At 57.8% G+C, this 18,318-nt stretch carries 17 protein-coding genes; 8 read left to right on the top strand and 9 right to left on the bottom strand.

Annotated features, from left to right (window positions below):
* Nucleotides 1-86: 86 nt before the first annotated feature.
* Together AC2FLP_RS08285 and AC2FLP_RS08280 are read right to left on the bottom strand one after the other, a co-directional pair.
* The gene (locus AC2FLP_RS08285) at nt 87-1,094 is read right to left on the bottom strand and encodes a D-cysteine desulfhydrase family protein (protein WP_117873438.1); all 1,008 of its coding nucleotides are present in this window, start codon (nt 1,092-1,094) and stop codon (nt 87-89) included.
* Between the two features lie 226 nt (nt 1,095-1,320).
* Nucleotides 1,321-2,013 carry a Crp/Fnr family transcriptional regulator gene (locus AC2FLP_RS08280; RefSeq protein WP_496683058.1) on the bottom strand — a complete coding sequence of 231 codons (693 nt, stop codon included), beginning with the start codon at nt 2,011-2,013 and terminating at the stop codon, nt 1,321-1,323.
* 187 nt (nt 2,014-2,200) lie between these two features.
* Between AC2FLP_RS08280 and hemA the strand changes: the two genes are divergently transcribed.
* The gene (gene hemA, locus AC2FLP_RS08275; protein WP_496683061.1) at nt 2,201-3,424 is read left to right on the top strand and encodes a 5-aminolevulinate synthase; all 1,224 of its coding nucleotides are present in this window, start codon (nt 2,201-2,203) and stop codon (nt 3,422-3,424) included.
* A gap of 54 nt (nt 3,425-3,478) precedes the next feature.
* Here the strand turns inward: hemA and AC2FLP_RS08270 are convergent, their stop codons facing one another.
* From AC2FLP_RS08270 to AC2FLP_RS08245, 6 genes are read right to left on the bottom strand one after another with little or no spacing between them, the layout of a single operon-like run.
* Nucleotides 3,479-3,766 (bottom strand): cytochrome C oxidase subunit IV family protein, encoded by a 288-nt coding sequence (locus AC2FLP_RS08270; RefSeq protein ID WP_496683063.1) that lies wholly within the window; start codon nt 3,764-3,766, stop codon nt 3,479-3,481.
* Nucleotides 3,767-3,771: 5 nt separating this feature from the next.
* A complete protein-coding gene (locus tag AC2FLP_RS08265; protein ID WP_117873446.1) occupies nt 3,772-4,320 on the bottom strand; it encodes a cytochrome c oxidase subunit 3 in 549 nt (182 codons plus the stop codon).
* Nucleotides 4,317-6,239, bottom strand: a complete 1,923-nt coding sequence (locus AC2FLP_RS08260; RefSeq protein ID WP_496683065.1) for a nitric oxide reductase activation protein NorD — start codon at nt 6,237-6,239, stop codon at nt 4,317-4,319. The genes AC2FLP_RS08265 and AC2FLP_RS08260 overlap by 4 nt, the downstream gene beginning before the upstream one ends.
* A gap of 8 nt (nt 6,240-6,247) precedes the next feature.
* The gene (locus AC2FLP_RS08255; protein ID WP_496670860.1) at nt 6,248-7,057 is read right to left on the bottom strand and encodes a CbbQ/NirQ/NorQ/GpvN family protein; all 810 of its coding nucleotides are present in this window, start codon (nt 7,055-7,057) and stop codon (nt 6,248-6,250) included.
* A gap of 5 nt (nt 7,058-7,062) precedes the next feature.
* A complete protein-coding gene (locus tag AC2FLP_RS08250) occupies nt 7,063-8,430 on the bottom strand; it encodes a cbb3-type cytochrome c oxidase subunit I (RefSeq protein ID WP_171169762.1) in 1,368 nt (455 codons plus the stop codon).
* 16 nt (nt 8,431-8,446) lie between these two features.
* Nucleotides 8,447-8,896 (bottom strand): c-type cytochrome, encoded by a 450-nt coding sequence (locus AC2FLP_RS08245; protein WP_117873455.1) that lies wholly within the window; start codon nt 8,894-8,896, stop codon nt 8,447-8,449.
* 326 nt (nt 8,897-9,222) lie between these two features.
* Between AC2FLP_RS08245 and AC2FLP_RS08240 the strand changes: the two genes are divergently transcribed.
* Nucleotides 9,223-10,335 (top strand): Hint domain-containing protein, encoded by a 1,113-nt coding sequence (locus tag AC2FLP_RS08240; RefSeq protein WP_496683070.1) that lies wholly within the window; start codon nt 9,223-9,225, stop codon nt 10,333-10,335.
* Nucleotides 10,336-10,353: 18 nt separating this feature from the next.
* Here AC2FLP_RS08240 and AC2FLP_RS08235 read toward each other — a convergent pair whose 3' ends face one another.
* Nucleotides 10,354-11,550, bottom strand: a complete 1,197-nt coding sequence (locus AC2FLP_RS08235) for an NnrS family protein (RefSeq protein WP_496683073.1) — start codon at nt 11,548-11,550, stop codon at nt 10,354-10,356.
* Between the two features lie 246 nt (nt 11,551-11,796).
* Between AC2FLP_RS08235 and AC2FLP_RS08230 the strand changes: the two genes are divergently transcribed.
* The 6 genes from AC2FLP_RS08230 to AC2FLP_RS08205 all read left to right on the top strand — a co-directional run bounded on the left by AC2FLP_RS08230 (nt 11,797) and on the right by AC2FLP_RS08205 (nt 18,317).
* Nucleotides 11,797-13,473, top strand: a complete 1,677-nt coding sequence (locus AC2FLP_RS08230; protein WP_117873461.1) for a cytochrome D1 domain-containing protein — start codon at nt 11,797-11,799, stop codon at nt 13,471-13,473.
* Nucleotides 13,474-13,597: 124 nt separating this feature from the next.
* On the top strand, nt 13,598-15,382 hold the full coding sequence (locus AC2FLP_RS08225; RefSeq protein WP_496683077.1) for a NapC/NirT family cytochrome c: 1,785 nt from the start codon (nt 13,598-13,600) through the stop codon (nt 15,380-15,382).
* 55 nt (nt 15,383-15,437) lie between these two features.
* Entirely contained in the window at nt 15,438-15,839 is a 402-nt protein-coding gene (locus tag AC2FLP_RS08220) for a cupredoxin domain-containing protein (RefSeq protein WP_117873465.1), read from the top strand.
* Nucleotides 15,840-16,037: 198 nt separating this feature from the next.
* Nucleotides 16,038-16,799 (top strand): uroporphyrinogen-III C-methyltransferase, encoded by a 762-nt coding sequence (cobA, locus tag AC2FLP_RS08215; RefSeq protein ID WP_496683081.1) that lies wholly within the window; start codon nt 16,038-16,040, stop codon nt 16,797-16,799.
* Complete coding sequence (locus AC2FLP_RS08210; RefSeq protein ID WP_366140763.1) at nt 16,792-17,175, top strand: c-type cytochrome; 384 nt, start codon at nt 16,792-16,794, stop codon at nt 17,173-17,175. The genes cobA and AC2FLP_RS08210 overlap by 8 nt, the downstream gene beginning before the upstream one ends.
* Nucleotides 17,172-18,317, top strand: a complete 1,146-nt coding sequence (locus tag AC2FLP_RS08205; RefSeq protein ID WP_496683084.1) for a cytochrome D1 domain-containing protein — start codon at nt 17,172-17,174, stop codon at nt 18,315-18,317. The genes AC2FLP_RS08210 and AC2FLP_RS08205 overlap by 4 nt, the downstream gene beginning before the upstream one ends.
* Nucleotide 18,318: the final 1 nt, after the last annotated feature.

The following is an 18,318-nucleotide window of genomic DNA, read 5'->3' as shown; positions in this document are numbered from 1 at the left end:
ATAACCTTTGTCGGCCTTTTCGACGGGCAATAACCTTCCGTCCATCCCATCGCCCTGAAAGTAAGGGCGCTCAACAGGTAGTTGCATCAACTCGATTGCAACTCATCCTGATATCCAAACAACGCCGGTTGGCCGCCTGTGTGCAGCAGAACTACTTTCTGGCCTTTGCGGATGACGCCTTGTTCAAGCAACCCTAAAAGCCCTGCAAAGGTTTTGGCAGAATAAACGGGATCCAGAAGGATGCCCTCAGCGCGCGCCATGAGGGTCAGTGCTTCGCGGGCTGCCCGACCAATCCGCCCATATCCAGGTGCCAGGGCGCCGTCCCAAGTATAGATGTCTCCCGTAACCAAAACAGGGTCGAAACCCATCATGGTTGCCAATCGCCCCAAGACCTTTTGCAGACGCGCTTTCTGCTGGTTCTGATCGCGGCGAACGCATATGCCGTAAACAGGTGCAGACTGCCCGACCAAACGCAATCCGGCCAGGAACCCCCCATGGGTAGACCCGCTGCCAGACGGCACCACCGCTGCGTCGAAATCGCTGATCTGCGCATGCAACTCGGCTGCCCCTGCCACATAACCCAACGCCCCCAACGGAGGGTGATCGACGCCCAGATGGATCACATACGGTTTTCGCCCCTCAGCAACCAGTTGGTCGGCGCGTTCGTGAAGAGCGTTGTCGGCACCTGCCTCGTCCTCACCCCTGGGGTAGCTCATATGTTCGGCTCCCAGAAGCTGGGCCAGAAGAACATTTCCGGATCGATGGTAGCATTCTCCCATATTCGCCACACGTTCTTCCAGTTGAAGGATGGACGATATTCCCAGTTTTGCTGAGGCTGCGGCTGCCGTGCGTACAAAATTGGATTGAACCGCGCCCGTGATCAGGATGGTGTCGGCCCTCTGCTGAAGTGCCTCACCCAAATAAAATTCCAGCTGACGGGTCTTGTTGCCACCGAAGCTGAGCCCGGTCAGGTCGTCTCGTTTGATCCACAGATCCAGCCCCAGTTGGTCAGAAAGACGCTCAAGCCGTTCTACCGGGGTGACCGATGTCATCAACTTCGCGCGGGGAAAGCTTGAAAGCGCCTCGTCAATCATAAACCCTGTGCCCCTTCACATTCATGCAAGCGACTCGTGCCGATGGTTGGCACTGCTGACAAAGATAAAGAGGACACTGCCAGCGCGGAAGACAACTGATCAAGCCAAAAGGCTGATCGCGCGCAAAAGCGCTTGACTGAGAAGCCCCCATTTGAACGGTGCCAGCTTTGGATTCTATGTATTCCGCGAAACTACAATTTCGATGGACTTGGCCGCCGGTGGAAATTCACTTCTCACTCGGATCGCTTTCAGCGTAGTTTCGCAAGTCATCCATGTCAGCGATATCCGCGTGGTTCCTGTCGATCTTGACGCCAACAGGTTTCAATCGCGAAAACGCGCGGCTCAGGCTTTCAGGCTTCATTCCCAGACGTCCGGCGATCAGCATCTTGTCGTAAGGCAGTTCCACCTCGCACTGACCGGAATCCCGATCGCACAGGTTCAACAGAAACTCTGCAACACGTTGCGCCCCGGTCTGCGCCTTCAATTGCTCCAGCTGGGACACCAGAGCATGCAGATGCGTGAACGTGGCAGCCAGAATTGACACCCCGATTTCCGGGTCTTCCTTCATCAGTGACAACAGCACCGGGCTGGGGATGTGCATCACTTCACAGGCTGAAACGGCTTCGGCTGAAACGGGATATGGCACATTGCGCAGCGCAACGGCCTCACCAAAGCTTTCTCCACGGGTGAAAACGCTCACCACCGCCTCCGCCCCGGTCGGAGAGATACGGAACAGCTTGACCCATCCGGCCAGCACGACGTTTACAGCCTTGGCTTCTTCCTCTTGCAGAAAGATCGTCTCGCCACGGTCATACTGCCGCCAAATCGCCTGCCTCAGCAAAGTATCCACATGCTGATCCGGCAGGCTGCGCAGAAGCAGAGACTGCCGCGCAATCGCCTTTTGTGCCTCGTGTGGCATGAAGGCACTCCCTTCTTCATCCAGTCCGGGCGATGGCCCGGGTAATCATCCCCAATGCCCTGCTATGCCAAAGCCGGCGTGCCAGGGCCAGCCTTTTTCTTGAAGATCAACTTGACAATTGTCATGTCGTGGCGCCCATCGCTGCCCTAGGGTCGGTTCACAGCCAGTTATCCGGGGAGCATGTCAGATGGATTTCGAGCGATTTTTCAGCCAGAGCCTCGACGCTTTGAAAGATGAAGGGAACTATCGGGTTTTCATCGACTTGCAGCGACGCCGCGGAGCTTTCCCGAATGCACGCCAGACCGATGGAGCAATCCAGCGGGATGTACGCATCTGGTGCTCGAATGACTACTTGGGTATGGGGCAACACGCATCGGTCATCAACGCCATGCACGATGCGCTGGAGCGTTGTGGTGCCGGTGCAGGCGGGACGCGGAATATTTCGGGCACTACGCACGACCACGTCTTGCTTGAGACAGAATTGGCAGACCTCCACGACAAAGAGTCCGCTTTGCTGTTCACCTCGGGCTACGTGTCAAACTGGGCCGCTCTGGGGACGCTGGCTGCGAAGATCCCCGGTCTGATTGTTTTCTCTGATGCGCTGAACCATGCCTCGATGATCGAAGGCATCCGCCACTCACGGGCGCAGAAGGTAATCTGGAAACATAACGACCTTGAAGACCTGGAGGCCAAGCTGGCCGCCGCAGACCCGAACGCGCCCAAGATGATCGCCTTTGAATCCGTGTATTCCATGGATGGTGATATCGCGCCGATCAAGGAAATCTGCGACCTGGCCGACAAATACGGCGCGATGACCTATCTGGACGAAGTTCACGCCGTCGGCCTCTATGGCCCACGCGGCGGTGGCATTGCCGAGCGCGAGGGCCTGATGGATCGCCTGACCGTGATTGAAGGTACGTTGGGCAAGGCCTTTGGCGTGGTTGGTGGGTACATCGCAGCGTCGGCAGCTCTGTGTGATTTCGTTCGCAGCTTTGCCAGCGGCTTCATCTTCACCACTGCCTTGCCGCCTTCGATCGCAGCTGGTGCTGCAGCATCTATCCGGCATCTGAAGCAGTCAAGCGCAGAGCGTGATCTGCAAAAAGCCCGTGTGGATCAGGTGCGCGCCCGTCTGGATGCGGAAGGAATTCCGCATCTGCCGAACCCCAGCCATATCATCCCGGTGATGGTAGGAGACCCGGTGAAGTGCAAGTTTATCTCGGATACGCTTCTTGAAGAATTCGGCATCTACATCCAGCCGATCAACTATCCCACTGTTCCTAAAGGAACCGAACGCTTACGGATCACGCCGTCCCCGGTTCACACGGATGAGGATATTGATCATCTGGTTGGTGCCTTGTCGGCGCTGTGGCAACGCTGTCAGATTGCGCGGATACCACAGGCCGCTCAGTAACCAAGGCCCCCTTTGCTTGAATACTGCCGCCTCTCGGGGCGGCATTTTTTTGCCTCAGACCAGATAGAGCGCAAAAATCACTGCGGAAAAACCCACCAGTACCATAGTGAACCCGCGCAGCCAGCTTTGGCTGTTCTCCAAATCCAAGTAGTGTTTCAGGATCACGCGAGCTTTGATCAACGCCAACAACACGATACCGCCAGCAATGACTGCGGTTGGCGCGCCAATCAGAGTAAGCAGCGCAGATCCAGCGCTGAGGGCCAACAGCCCAAGCCACGCTTGGTTCAGGGGGCTCAGCGACCTCTGGCGGGAATTTTTGGCCAAAGATGAAGGTTGGACCATCTGTTTTATCCCAGCAGATAGATCACTGGGAACAGCATGATCCAGATCAGGTCGACCATGTGCCAGAATTGCGCGCCAGCTTCTATGTTGCCAGGGTCATCACGCCACGCCACCAGCAACAGAATTCCAACCCCGGCTAGTACGTGCGCAGCATGAAAGCCGGTCAGCAAGTAATAAAACAGAAAGAATGGGTGCGTTTCGTAACCAATCCCCTGGGACGCCTTGTCGGCATACTCCGTACCCTTGATGATCAGGAACACGACACCCAGAAGCGCGGCAAGGATCAACGCCAAACGGGCCAGCGAACGCTGCATGTTTCGCCGCCATTGCAACGCCTGTGCAGCCAGATAGCCAGATGTCACCAAAACCGCTGTGTTCAATGCCGCGCCGGTGCGATGCAGATGCGACTGCGCCTCTGCAAAACCAGCCGGATCGGTCAGGCGCACGCCCATGAAGGCGATCATCCCCGCGCCAAAAACCAGCAGCTCCGAAATGATGAGAACCCACATCAGGAACTCGCCCGGTAGTTCGTCGATCAGAGAGGCATCACTCATGCGCCGACCAACTGGCGGTAGATTTGCGGCAGCGCCATGGTCAGGCGATGCGGATCAGGAATGACCGCGAAACCACCCTGCCCGAACATCCGCGGAAACCAGCTTTTGCCTGTTCTATCGATGGTGACGCCGAACACTGACTGTCCGGCCCGACGCGCCTCACGGACGGCCATGCAGGTGTCTTCGATGCCGTGGCGCCCCTCGTAGTGATCCAGATCGTTTGGTTTACCGTCCGTTATGACCAGCAGCAATCGGCGCTTGCGGGACTGGCTTGCCAGATCTGCTGAACAGTGCCGGATTGCCGCGCCCAACCTTGTGTAATGTCCGGGGCGCAGCGACGCGATGCGCTGTTCAACTTTGGTTCCCATCTGCTCGTCAAACCGTTTGCAACACTGCACATAGACGCGCTGACGCTTGAGGGAACTAAACGCATGAATGGCGAAATCGTCACCACAAGCGTTCAGGCCCCAGGCCAATGCGGCCAGCGCCTCGCGTTCGATATCGATCACGGCGCGACCAGTGACGGCGCTTTCAGTCGAGCGGCTGACGTCCAGCAGGATCGAGACCGCCAGATCACGGGCCTCGGGACGGGATTGCATCCAGACGCGTTCCGTCCCTTCACCATTTGCGCAGCGGTCAACCTGCGCCCGAACGGCGGCTTCCACATCCAGCTGGTCTCCGTCCAGATGGCCCCGAGTCATCACACGCCCCGGGCGCAGCGCCTCGAATTGGCGCTTGACGGCACGAATACGGCGTGCAGTTGCCGGATCCTTGCCAAACTCGGCGGCATCGTCGCGGATATCGGCATCCGAAAGCAGAACGTTCACATGATCCGGCAGATACTGACCCGTCCGCACATCCCATTCGGGATATAGAATGCGACCTGACAGACGTTCGCGGTTGACGTCCTCGGGCGCCAAATCAAGGTGAAGCTTCAACTTGGTAGGTGGCGCTTTTGAAATCTGGCCAAGACCGATCTCTTCCTGATCGTCAGCCGCCTTCTTGGCGTTGTCGGGATCGTCGTCATCGATTCGACGGTTGATATTCAGGAATTCGGCCCAGCTAAGGATGGCTTCGAACTTGTGCAGAATGAAACTGTCGCTGCGCTCGGCCTGATCTGATTTGCGGCGCCGGGCGCGGTGTGTCTTTTCGCCGGATTCCTCTGGCGGGCCTTCAGTATCGGGGTTTTCAACCTCGTTGTGTTCCGAAAACCCAACCGCCCGCAATTCCGGCCACAGGGGAACATGGCGCATCGGCTGATAGCCGCGCGGAGCGATCAGGTCGTCGTCAAGTGCCAGAAGTTGCTCGGCCTGATCCGACAAGGGTTTGGGATCGCCCAGCATATGACGGATCAGTTCTTCGACCGCAGCCTCGGCAGGCGGCAGACTGGGGATGTCGCGCTGATACAGCACGCCCTTGCAAAGTTCGGTATAAAGCCGACGCAAGCCAGGCGCGTCGTCCAAAGTCGCCTCGACCATGTGCCGGGCGGCAATCAAGGCACGCAGGTCGGCAAGCAGTGGATCGTCTTCATCAATTCGGGTTCCGGCATGGGCAGCGGCGGCGGCCAACCAGACATAGAGCGCGCCATTAGCTTCGCGCGCCGGGAATACGGCCAGACGGTCGGGCAGGCGCAAAACCTCTCCATCAAACGAGGCGCGCGACATCAATTCCACTTCGGTTGCAAGTTTGCGGCGCCAACTCAGGCGGTGACGCGAAACCTCGGGTGAGACCGGGCGCAATTCAACGCCCGGACTACCCCCGAGCCCCCGAAAGAGGACTGCCAGCCGCCCCGCGACCTCAGAAAGGTCGACCGCGGCTCCAACATGCACCTGGGGTGCATCGAGGCGGCTGGCAAGGGTGTGCCACAGTTTCCCGATCGTTTCTTCGGGTTCCCATGGCTCAAAGTCGATCCTGACCATCGCCGGCCTCACCCAAAGACGGCGGTGACAAGATCGAGGAGCCCGCGTTTGATATCCTCGTCGTCGGTGAGAGGTTCGATCATGGCGGCAAGGATGGCGCGGTCGGTGGACATGCCCTGCGCGATCAGCGTCGCAGCATAGACGACCAGCCGGGTGGATACACCTTCCTCGAGGTCCTGACCCTTGAGCCCGCGCAACTTTCCCGCCAGCCGCACCAGCGGCTTGCAGCGTTCCAGCGGCAGGCCGCTTTCCTCCGCGACCACCTCGGCCTCCAACTCGGGCGAGGGAAAGTCGAATTCCAACGAGATGAACCGTTGCCGGGTCGAGGGTTTGAGGGTTTTCAGGATGTTCTGGTAGCCGGGGTTGTACGAAGCCACCAGCATGAAACCGGGCGCGGCCTCAAGTTCTTCGCTGGTTCGGTCGATCGGCAAGATGCGCCGGTCGTCGGTCAGTGGGTGCAGAACGACAGTGACGTCCTTGCGGGCTTCGACAACCTCGTCAAGATAGCAGATCGCGCCTTCGCGCACCGCGCGGGTCAGGGGGCCATCGACCCAAACGGTTTCTCCGCCCTTCAGTAGATAGCGTCCGATCAGGTCGGCGGCGGCGAGATCGTCGTGGCACGCCACGGTATAGAGCGGGCGGCCAAGTTTCGCAGCCATATGGGCTACAAACCGGGTCTTGCCGCAGCCCGTCGGTCCTTTCAGCAAGACCGGCAGGTCGTTGTTGTAGGCGGCGGTGAACACATCGCATTCATCACCTTGGGCGAGGTAGAAGGGGGCGTTTGCCGCCCCCTCTTTCAGGTTCATGGAGCCATCCATATCCATCACTCCGCAGGGGTTTCGGCTGCGCCGGGTTCAATGACCTCTTTCCGGGGAACCCAGATCGAGTAGATGAACAGCAACGCTCCAAGAACCACGACCACACCGGAGCCAAGACGCATCCAGTAGAAGATCGCGATTTGGTCTTGCACGTCCATGAAGTAGTCACCGACCACACGCTGCATGTGCGTCTGCACGGTTCCACCGAAGGTCAGGACGAAGGTCATGAAGACCATGCCGCTGGTCATCAGCCAGAACGAACCCATATTCAGAACCTGATTATAGGGATCACGGTTCTTGAGGATCGGCATCGCGTAGCTGAAGATAGCCAGATTGAGGCAGACATAGGCTCCGTAGAAGGCCAGGTGCCCGTGTGCCGCGGTGATCTGCGTACCGTGGGTGTAGTAGTTCACCCCGTGCAGCGTGTGCAGGAAGCCCCAGACACCGGCGCCGAAGAACGCCAGCGTGGCACAGCCCAGCGACCACAGCAGCGCGGCCTTGTTGGGGTGGTCCCGACGACCCTTCCAGACCATGACGAAGGCAAAGGCCATCATCGCGAAGAACGGGATCACCTCGAGGCTGGAGAAGATCGACCCGATCCACTGCCAGTATGCAGGCGTACCGATCCAGTAGTAGTGGTGGCCGGTGCCGAGGATGCCCGAGAACAGCGCGGCAGCGACGATGACATAGAGCCATTTTTCGACCACCTCACGGTCAACACCGGTCAGCTTCAGCATCAAGTAGGCCAGGATCGAGGCCATGATCAGTTCCCACACACCTTCGACCCACAGATGGACGACATACCACCAGTATTGTTTGTCGAGTGAAAGGTTGCCCGGGTTGTAGAAGGCAAACAGGAACAGCAGCGCCAGACCCCACAGCCCCAACAACAGGATGTTGGTAATCGCGGTCTTTTTGCCTTTCAGAACGGTCATCGATACGTTGTAAAGGAAGATCAGCGCGGCCACGACGATGCCCGCCTTGACCCATTTGGGTTGTTCAAGGAACTCGCGCCCCTCTTTGCCCAGCAGCCAGTTGCCTTCGAACAGGTTGAAGACATAGGTCACGACCACCCCCAATGTGCCGACCACAAGGATGATCAGCTGCAGATAGGCCAGCTTGGGTGAGTGGATCTCGCGTTCCGCCTCTTCCGGGATCAGGAAGTAGGCCGCACCGAAGAAGCCCAGAATCAGCCAGACGATCAGTGAGTTGGTGTGCAGCATCCGCACGATGTTGAACGGCAGAAGCTCACTCAGGAAATTGGGGAATACATAGATGAAACCGGCCAGAAGACCGCCAATCACCTGTATCGCGAACAACGCCATGGCTACCGCAAAGTAGGCATAGGCGATTTTTTGGGATTCGTATTTCATTGCTCCGTTCCCTTTCTCAGCCTGCCTCGTTGGGCGGCCAGCCCTGTGCGTCGATATTGTCCGTCCAGATCAGGAAGTTGGTCAGGTCACGGATTTCTTCGTCGCTGAGGTTGAAATTGGGCATTTGTCGACGACCGGGAATGCCGGTCGGTTGTGCTTCCATCCAGCCCTTAAGGGATTCAAAGGCTGATTCCGGGTCGTCCAGCACGCCCCAGCGTGTCATCACGTTGCCGACTTCGGGGGCAAAGTAGGCCCCTTCACCCAGAATCGAATGACAGTTCACACAGGCGTGTTTTTCCCAGACATGTTTACCCCGAACCACACTATCATCGAGTTTCGCGGCATTTTCGGAATTGACGATATACCAGTGGGAGTGGGCCGAAAGGGCCAAAAAGATGAGAATGAAGAACAGTGACCCGCCATAAAAAATATTGCGGGCCATGCTCTTTGTCATGACGTCTCGCATCGCGCTCTCCTTTGCGCAGATTAGCTAGTGAGAGCAACATGCCGGGCGGGAGCCGGCGATGCCTTAACGAAAGTCAAGGCCTGTCACGAGATCAACCGGACGGTTCAGAATAGAGCGATTTGGACCCGCTGATCGTCAGGAGAAAAAGATCTGCCAATCAATTTGCGAACAGCATTGCTTTTTTGAGTGCTCTCTCCATTGTATGGCCTTTAAATTGACGCAAGTTTTTGCCAAGCGGTATGAAAGGAAGGAGAGTCAGCGCACTTTCCTTACTGTGGGTAAGATTTCCGGTGCCTCGGTAGCGCCAATGGTTAAAAGGTACGAGTATGGCAAACTATTCCTATATTGGTTACGCCCCCGGGGTCATTACGGTCGATTTTAATTTTGGCCCCGACTTCATTACGCTTGACCCCAATTTCGATCCCGCAACAGACCGTCGTGTATTTGATGTCACCGATGCAGCTGGCGGAACGATCCTGAACGGGGCGAACCCTCTGCCCGATACTGGCACTGTGTTCAATGGTGACCGCTTCAATAACGAAAACGGTGACGACGCCACGCAAACTGGTGTGGTGACCAACCTGGACGGATCGACTACTTTTGCCGACGGAGACATCTACCTTGAAGAATCCTACTCCCTGACCAATCCAGCGGGCGGAACGATTGACGTGTTTCGGGTCGAAGTTGAAGGCACATTGGTTGGCTACATCACGTCCGAGCCTCTGGTTCCGGGTCTGACCTATACGTTCCAGGCTTCGAACGTTACTCCGACCAACGCCCCTGACACTACGGATCCCTCCGCGATTGTCGATGTACCGTGCTTTGTGGCGGGAACACGGATCATGGCCCCGACCGGTCCAACACCGGTCGAGGATCTGAAAGTTGGCGATGTCGTTTTGACCGCAGACAATGGGCCGCAACACATACGTTGGATTGGCACGCGACATCTGGACCAAGCGGCGCTTCGCACCCGTCTGAGGCTGAAGCCCATCCGGATCGAGGCCGGTTCACTGGGCGATCAGTTGCCCCAGCGCGATCTGTTCGTGTCACCGCAACACCGTATGCTGGTCCGGTCCCCGATTGCCGTCAGAATGTTCGGCGCCGAAGAAGTTCTTGTTCCTGCACACATTCTTGTGGGCGTTCCTGGCATTTCGGTCGCCGAGGACACTTGTGCGGTGACCTATGTCCATCTTTTGTTCGACCGTCATGAAATCATCTATGCAGAAGGCGCACCTTCCGAAAGCCTGCTCACCGGCGCGCAGGCCCTGTCCAGTGTTCACTCTGACGCACGGTCAGAAATTCTTGAACTGTTCCCTGAATTGGGTCAGCGCAATTTCGTTCCGCCGGCCGCACGACGGATACCGGATAAAGGGAAACGTGCCCGTGCGCTGATCCGTCGCCATATCAAAAACGAGCGGCCTCTGATCGCTGGAAGATAAGTTCAGTCTTTACAAGCTTCAGGTTTGTTTCACGGCACGGGGGCCAGTCAGGGCAGGCCACATGGCAAACAGGTACAGTCCTGTTGCGGCGATCCAAAACCCGTCCGCGGTCAACATCGCTGTCATGTAACCTCCCGCCAGTCCGGACCCCAGCCAACGCACAAGCGCAGCAACCGCCATCAAGCCATAGGCAATCACCATGGGCTTTGGCGCGACAAGGGGACGACCGCTGTGGCCCAAGGCGGCGCGGCTCATGACGGCAAGGGTCATGCCGCCAACGCAACCGATGCCCAGAACGTGGAGCGCGCCGATCTCATTTCCCATTCCAATGGCTGCCAACCCCCAAAGAATCAGACCCAAGGCCAGCATCCCGAGGCCCAGATGCAGGGCGATCAGGATCGGTTGACGCAAAGCCCATCCGGTTCTCCAACGCGCCATGCGCATCATTTGAACACCACCCATCGACAGGGCAACGCTTCCCGCAAGAGGCCCGACATCAAGTGCAAGCACAAGCAGGGGCAGCAGCAGTGCCAGAATCATCGTCGCCCTGTCCAACCAGGCCACAGATACCGGCCACGATGCTTCGGGTTGACCAGCTCTCTTCATTGCATTGCGGGTAAAAGCTGGCGTAATCCGGCCGCCCAGGATCGCAATCATCGAACACAAGGTCAAAAGTCCGGCCCGGATGCCGGTGTTCAGTGTATCCACCGTGACCCCCATCCATTCCAAGTGAACCATTACATTCGAGGCCAGAACCAGAATCAGAAGATACAGAAACACCACATTCTGAGGCTTGGGCCGACGGACCAGTTGACTGGCAATCTTCAGCGCCAGAATGGGAACAAAACTCAGGTCCACGATCGCGACGACCATGGGTGACAACGCTCCGGAAAACCAGACCGTCAGGCGCCCGGCCATCCAGATCAATGCGACTAGCGTGATAAAACGGGCCCGCGCCTCGGGCGCACCAGTCCAGTTCGGCACGGCGGTCAGAAAGAAGCCGCCCAGAGCGGCCGTTGCATATCCAAAAATCATCTCATGAGCGTGCCACATGACCGGGGGCATGGCGTAGCTTTGTTCCATGTGAGGCATCAGCCCGTCCAGCGACGCCAACCACACGCCCCACGCGACCCCTGCAAACACACCATAAAGACCCGCCGAGAGGAAAAAGACCCGAAACCCTTCACTGAAAACACGTGCGATTACAGCTGTCATGCCTGCTCTCCATAGCTTTTCCCGCCGTTGAGCAATGTGTAGTTCCTTCACGACGCGGCGCCCTTAACCGAAATCAAGACAAGGCTTAAAGATGCGGTAAAAACACAAGATTTATTGAGGGGTTTTGACCTGAGTTTTCTGTCCAAAGCGCTCAGTCTGCACCTTTCCCGTTGACTTTGGTCAAGGATGACATCCTCGTGATGCTTCACTCTCAGCAGCGCCTCACCACGCATATGGAGAGTGATCATGTCACTTGGAATCAGCTACAACAAACCCGGCCGCGCCTTTGGGGTCGGATTGGCAATGTTGTTGGGCAGCGTCGCTGCTCCGACTTTCGCCGAAGAGCCAACTTTGAGCGAAGAAGTCTTTGAATCGTCTAAGCAGCTCTATTTCGAACAATGCGCAGGCTGCCACGGTGTGCTGCGCAAGGGTGCCACAGGTAAAAACCTGGAACCCCACTGGAAAAAGACCGCAGCCGACGGCACGGTAACCGAAGGCGGCACCCTGCAACTGGGGCAGGAACGCCTTGAAAAGATTATCGCCTGGGGTACCGAAGGCGGAATGAACAACTTCTCGGACATCATGACCGAGCAGGAAATCAAGGACATGGCGACCTACATCATGATGGAGCCGCCAAAGCCACCTGAAATGTCGCTGGAACAGATGATGGCGACCCGCAAGGTTTACGTCGAAGAAGAGGACTATCCGACCGAGCCGCTGCACGGTCGTAACTGGGAAAACTTCTTTGTCGTCATCGAACGTGACGTAGGCAAGGTGGCCGTGATTGACGGTGACACTAAAGAGGTCCTGACCCACATCCCGACCGGCTATGCGGTGCATGTTCTCAAAGCATCCGAGCACCACGCGCTGGAAGAGCCGGAACAGCCCGGGCGCTTCTGGTACACCATGGGCCGCGACGGCAAGATGACCAAGATCGACCTCTGGCAGACGCCGGACAAGATGTTGGTATCCGAGGTCAAGATTGCCTATGACGCCCGCGATGTCGCCGTGTCCGGCGATGGCAAATACGTCATCGGTGGTGGCTACTGGCCGCCGCACTTTGCAATCGTTGATGCCCAGACCATGGAACCGCTCAAGGTCGTATCGACCCGTGGCGTGAACGTTGACGGCGAGTATGTGGAAGAAGCCCGTGTGGCCGCCATCTACACCACGCCGAACGAACCCACCTGGATCGTTGCCGTTAAAGAGCTGGGACAGTTGTGGCAGGTCGACTACACCGATCTGGACAACCTTCGGATCGACAAAATCGACAGCGCCAAATTCCTGCATGACGGGTTCTTTGACCCGACCGGCCGGTATTTCCAGATCGCCGCAAACGCGTCGAACAAAATGGTGGTCGTTGATACCGAGACCCACAAGCTTGAGGCGATGATCGACACAGCCGCATTGCCGCACCCGGGTCCGGGCGCCAACTGGGTCGACCCGAACTGTGGGCCTGTGGCCGGCACAACCCACCTTGGTGTCGGTACTGTGACCGTATGGGGTAACGATCCTGAAAACCGTCCGGATGACGCCTGGAAAGTCTGCTACGAAGTGGAAACCGACGGCCCCGGCCTGTTCGTCCGCACCCACCCGAACTCGGATTACATCTGGGCTGACCAGACCAAGCATCCGGAACCGGAAGTGCAGCAATCCGTGCAGGTCATTTCGAAAGAAACCGGCGAGATCGTGAAAACGATCCAGATCACTGAAGACGAAGGCAGCGCCGCTGTTCACTTCGAATTCAACGCCGACGGCACAGAGGTTTGGGTTTCCAAGTGGAACCTGTCGGACTCGAAAGAACCAAATGGTCAGATCGTGATCTTCGACGCGAAGACGCTGGAAGAGATCGGCCGCATCGATGGGCTTTACGCCCCGACCGGCAAGTTCAACGTCTACAACCGGTCGAACCACGTCACCTGACGAGGGTGAGACCATTACAGGAAAGGGCGGGCCCCTCGCCCGCCCTTTCCTTGTTCGAGGCATCAGCCAAACTCACCGGCCTGCCACTAAGGGCCAGACAATACAGCCAAAACGGAGCCCGGATATGACCTCCGAACCGGATAAGAAAAAACCGATCTGGCGCCGGTATTTCCTATGGGGAATGCCTGTGGCCGGTATCGCCGGAGCCTTTGCCGCCGGCATCATCTTCTGGGGCGGGTTCAACACCGCCATGGAAGCCACCAACACCAAGGAATTCTGTATCTCATGTCACGAGATGCGTGATTTTGTTTACGAAGAATATACCGGCACGATTCACGACGTGAACCGTTCGGGTGTGGGTGCGGTCTGTTCCGATTGTCACGTACCCAAAGACTGGACCCACAAGATGATCCGCAAGATCAAGGCCTCCAAAGAGCTGTATGGCAAGATGGTCGGAACCATCAACACCCGCGAAAAGTTCGAAGCCAAGCGTGTGCATCTGGCCATGAATGAATGGGAGCGGATGAAGTCCACCGACTCGCGCGAATGCCGCAACTGTCACGATTTTGAATCGATGATGCCCGAGTTCCAGAAACCCCGTGCCCGTCAGCAGCACCTCAATGCGATGAGCGTCGGACAGACCTGTATCGACTGCCACAAGGGGATTGCACACTCGGATGCACGCGACCGGGCGGACGAAGAGTATCTGGAAAAGCTTGAAGCACCAAACCCGGACTTCATCCGGCCGATCCCACCAGAATACCTGGCCAGTCTTGAAAAGATCGAAGCCAAGGAGGCCGCCGAAGCTGAAGCAGAAAAAGCCGCCAAGAATGCTCAGCAAGAGGCCGTGCAGGCCCAGATCGCAGCGGCCGTTGACGCTGCTTTGGCGGAAGAACGCACAAAGGATTCCGGTGAAGAGGCCGCAGCACCTTCGGGTGGAGCAAGCGACGTTGCGTCCAACATAGACTGGAACGCCGTGACCGGTTCGGATCTGAAACTGTTCTATCCCGGTCAGGCCTCGTTTGAATGGGTTCAGAACGGCAAGTTCCATGGCGGAGCGCGCCCCCTGACCAAAGGCGGAGATCAATGCACCACCTGCCACGCCAAGGAACTGGACACCATCGGCAACAAGATCGTTGCAGGTGGCGATCTTGAACCGACTCCGATTCCGGGCAAACGCGGTGTCATCGACGCAACCGTTCAAGCGGCACATGACGACGAAAACCTGTACATTCGTCTGCAATGGCCGGACGCAGGTCACAACCCTGCCCCGTTCGTCGATGGCGGCAAGATGGATCCGGACAACCAGATCAAGGTTGCCATGATGATTACCGGCACTGGTATCGAGCTGGGCGATCAGGTGGGTTGCTGGGCCTCGTGCCACGCTGACAACACGTATATGCCTTTTGCGCCCGAAGCGGATGGGATTGCTGCAAACGCAGAAGTTGCCGGTCGCCTCAGCACACAGGACAGCGTAACCAAATACATCAGCGAAAGTCGCACGGATGTTGAGGTCAAAGGCCGCCGTGGCAAAGCTCTAGGTGGCTGGGACAAGTTGCAGGCCGCAGAACAGATCGAGCAGTATCTGGCCGACGGCACCTATCTTGATCTGATGCGTGTCTACGCTGACGGCAGCGCCACCAACGGCTATCTGCTAGAGCAGCGCGTGGTCAATGATGGTGAAATCGCCGCGTCGGCTGAACTGTCCGGCGGCATGTGGACCGTGGTCTTTACCCGCCCACTGAACTCAGGGGCGCCCGGTGATGTGCCGCTGGAAGCAGGCCAGACCTATACCGTCGGCTTTGCCATCCACGACGACTTCGCTGCTGCAAGGTTCCACCACGTGACGCTGAACACCAGCCTGGCACTGGATGACGACAGCGCGTTCATCAACGTGGTCAAACAATAACGGATCGAGGCCGGATCATCCGGCCCCGGCCACCTTTGGAAAGGAGACATGGACCATGAAACCCCAACGCCTTCTTCCCGCGCTACTGCTTCTGGCCGCGCCCGCCTGGGCGGACGAGACCGCCGAAATCTGTGCCGAGGCTGAAGAGCGCTACGTCGAGCTGTTCGGAGAACCCTCGTCCGCTGTCGAGGACGCTGAAGTGGTACTTATGTATAAATACAATTTTTGCCCGTCCGAGTTGACGGTTAAGGCAGGCACAACTGTCCGGTGGGTGAATGTCGACAAACGCACCAGCCACTCAGTTCTGTTGAAGGACGGAAGCAAACCTGAAAGTGATCGCCTGTTCCCGGAGGAATCAGTTGAGCTGACCTTCCTCACGCCAGGCCCACAGGACTATCTGTGCGGCCCGCACTGGGAGACACAGAACATGATCGGAATGATCACCGTCGAACCCTGAAGCAAGGCACAATACAGGCAAGATGAAGGAGCGCGGAGGCAAATCCCGCGCTCCTTAACTTATGTCAAGGAGGTTGGTTATCGAATGGGCCAGTCTTCCCTCAAGACCCGCCCGGCTCACCCAGCAACGTCTTGCAAACGCAACGGATCTGCATGGGACACCGGGTTACGAAGACTTTCAGACCAAGCGAGTTTGCACATGAGCGGTAAGGTATTTCTGATTGGCGCAGGCCCCGGCGATCCCGAACTGATGACCCTGCGCGCACTGCGGATGCTGCAAGAAGCGGACGTAGTGGTTTATGACAGGCTGGTGTCAGCCGACATTCTGAATTTACACGCGGAAGGCGCACGGCTGATCCCTGTCGGCAAAGCCCCCAAATGCCACACCGTTCCGCAGGACCGCATCAACGAAATACTGCTCGAAGAGGCCAGCGCTGGTCACACGGTTGCACGGCTGAAGGGCGGCGACCCCATGATCTTTGGTCGCGGCTCGGAAGAGGCTGCTTACCTGATTGCCCGCAGTGTTGCTGTCGAGTACGCACCGGGCATTACGGCAGCCCAGGGGGCGTCTTGTTCGACGGGTGTGCCGCTGACCCATCGCGGGCTGGCAACCTCGGTTCAATATGTCACCGGGCACAGGCAGGCCGACAAAGTGCTGGATCTGGACTGGAAACGTCTTGCCGATCCGGACTCGACATTGGTGGTTTATATGGGCGTTGCCAATATCGGTCAGATCGCCATGGGACTGATGACCGAAAACCTGCCGGGCTCGACATCGGTTCTGGCAGTGGGCAAGGCCACAACACCTGATGAGCGTCGTCTTGTATCACGGCTTGACCAACTGGCCACGGATGTGCGCGCAGCCGAGCTGAAGGCGCCGACGCTGTTTATCATTGGCAAGGTGGTTTCGCTCTATGCCGAACGGCCCGTGACCGAGCTTCTGGAACAGGCCCATGGCTAAGCTGGGAAGAAGAGACCGAGGGATTGACCCAACACGTGCCGGCAGATCGCCGGGGCGGTCGGGATGGGCTGGGCGGACCTGCCTGACCATTGCGGTTCTGGCCGCGACCTCCGCCTTCGCGGCTGATGTCATCGACCCCGACACCCTGAAAAGACTTGTGCATCAGGATTGCGGTTCCTGTCACGGCTTGTCCCTGAAGGGCGGCCTTGGTCCTGACCTGCGCAGTGAAACACTGGGCCACTACGACGCGGATGTTTTGACCAGCGTCATCCTTGACGGCATCCCTGACACCGCGATGCCCCCATGGCGGCCTCTGATCAGTGAAGAAGAAGCCGAGTGGATCGCCCGTTACCTGCTGGAACAGGAGTCACAATGAAACACTTCATCCTTGGCCTTGCAGCCACATTGATGATGTCCGCAGCTCAGGCTGAACCAACCGCGACAGGCGATCTTGGCCTCGTCATCGAACGTGCCAAGGGCTCGGTTCTGCTGGTGGATCAATCCGACCGTGCAGCTCTGGCCCGGATTGAGGGGTTGGGCGATCTATCTCATGCATCTCTTGTCTATTCGCCCGATGAACGGTTTGCCTATGTGTTTGGCCGCGACGGAGGACTGACCAAGATCGACATCGTGACCCGTCAGGTCGTGAACCGCGTCGTGCAGGCCGGAAACGCCATTGGAGGAGCGATTTCGGACGATGGCAAGCTTGTGGCTGTTTCGAACTATGAACCCGGTGGCGTGCGCGTCTTTGATGCGGACACTCTGGAGATGGTCGCTGACATCCCGACCGATAGCAAAACCATCGGCCTGGTCGATGCACCGGGTCGGCGGTTCGTTTTTACGATGTGGGACACTGGGGAAACCTGGATTGCCGATTTCGCAAAGGGCGCACCAGAGATCACCAAAATCCCGGACATGGGCAAAAACCCCTATGACGCGCTGATCACTGCCAATGGCCGCACCTATATCACAGGTCTGTTTGGCGAGGACGGCCTGACCGCGCTGGACCTGTGGGCCGAAACACCCGAACCGATCCGGGTTCTGCCCGATTACGGGCGTGGTCAGGAAGAAATGCCGGTCTACAAGATGCCTCATCTGGAAGGCTGGGCTCTTACGGGTCGCGAGTTTGTTTTGCCCGCTGTCGGCCATTACGAGGTTTTGTGGATCGATGCCGATACCCTGACCGAAACGGGACGGACCAAAACCCACGGGCAACCAGTCTTTGCAATGGCGCGTCCGGATGGGCGGCAGGTCTGGGTCAATTTCGCCCACCCGTTGAACGATACGATTCAGGTGATCGACAGCGTCAGCAAAGAGATCATCCACGAATTCAAACCCGGCCCGGCCGTATTGCACATGGAGTTCACGCCGCGCGGGCATGAGGTCTGGATCAGCGTGCGCGACGCCAACAAGGTCATGGTCTACGACACGCATAGCTTTGAAAAACTGCGCGAGATCGATGCAGACAGCCCGTCCGGCATTTTCTTCACTGCTCGCGCCCACAGAATAGGGCTGTAAC

It is taken from the genome of Ruegeria sp. CDSA141, assembly GCF_059612005.1.
This window is presented reverse-complemented; position numbering and strand designations above follow the sequence as displayed.

What these genes read in the sequence shown, in the direction of transcription:
- AC2FLP_RS08285 (WP_117873438.1), bottom strand. Translation starts at nt 1,094, where the DNA reads ATGATTGACGAGGCGCTTTCAAGCTTTCCCCGCGCGAAGTTGATGACA.
- AC2FLP_RS08280 (WP_496683058.1), bottom strand. Translation starts at nt 2,013, where the DNA reads ATGCCACACGAGGCACAAAAGGCGATTGCGCGGCAGTCTCTGCTTCTG.
- hemA (WP_496683061.1), top strand. Translation starts at nt 2,201, where the DNA reads ATGGATTTCGAGCGATTTTTCAGCCAGAGCCTCGACGCTTTGAAAGAT.
- AC2FLP_RS08270 (WP_496683063.1), bottom strand. Translation starts at nt 3,766, where the DNA reads ATGGTCCAACCTTCATCTTTGGCCAAAAATTCCCGCCAGAGGTCGCTG.
- AC2FLP_RS08265 (WP_117873446.1), bottom strand. Translation starts at nt 4,320, where the DNA reads ATGAGTGATGCCTCTCTGATCGACGAACTACCGGGCGAGTTCCTGATG.
- AC2FLP_RS08260 (WP_496683065.1), bottom strand. Translation starts at nt 6,239, where the DNA reads ATGGTCAGGATCGACTTTGAGCCATGGGAACCCGAAGAAACGATCGGG.
- AC2FLP_RS08255 (WP_496670860.1), bottom strand. Translation starts at nt 7,057, where the DNA reads ATGGATGGCTCCATGAACCTGAAAGAGGGGGCGGCAAACGCCCCCTTC.
- AC2FLP_RS08250 (WP_171169762.1), bottom strand. Translation starts at nt 8,430, where the DNA reads ATGAAATACGAATCCCAAAAAATCGCCTATGCCTACTTTGCGGTAGCC.
- AC2FLP_RS08245 (WP_117873455.1), bottom strand. Translation starts at nt 8,896, where the DNA reads ATGCGAGACGTCATGACAAAGAGCATGGCCCGCAATATTTTTTATGGC.
- AC2FLP_RS08240 (WP_496683070.1), top strand. Translation starts at nt 9,223, where the DNA reads ATGGCAAACTATTCCTATATTGGTTACGCCCCCGGGGTCATTACGGTC.
- AC2FLP_RS08235 (WP_496683073.1), bottom strand. Translation starts at nt 11,550, where the DNA reads ATGACAGCTGTAATCGCACGTGTTTTCAGTGAAGGGTTTCGGGTCTTT.
- AC2FLP_RS08230 (WP_117873461.1), top strand. Translation starts at nt 11,797, where the DNA reads ATGTCACTTGGAATCAGCTACAACAAACCCGGCCGCGCCTTTGGGGTC.
- AC2FLP_RS08225 (WP_496683077.1), top strand. Translation starts at nt 13,598, where the DNA reads ATGACCTCCGAACCGGATAAGAAAAAACCGATCTGGCGCCGGTATTTC.
- AC2FLP_RS08220 (WP_117873465.1), top strand. Translation starts at nt 15,438, where the DNA reads ATGAAACCCCAACGCCTTCTTCCCGCGCTACTGCTTCTGGCCGCGCCC.
- cobA (WP_496683081.1), top strand. Translation starts at nt 16,038, where the DNA reads ATGAGCGGTAAGGTATTTCTGATTGGCGCAGGCCCCGGCGATCCCGAA.
- AC2FLP_RS08210 (WP_366140763.1), top strand. Translation starts at nt 16,792, where the DNA reads ATGGCTAAGCTGGGAAGAAGAGACCGAGGGATTGACCCAACACGTGCC.
- AC2FLP_RS08205 (WP_496683084.1), top strand. Translation starts at nt 17,172, where the DNA reads ATGAAACACTTCATCCTTGGCCTTGCAGCCACATTGATGATGTCCGCA.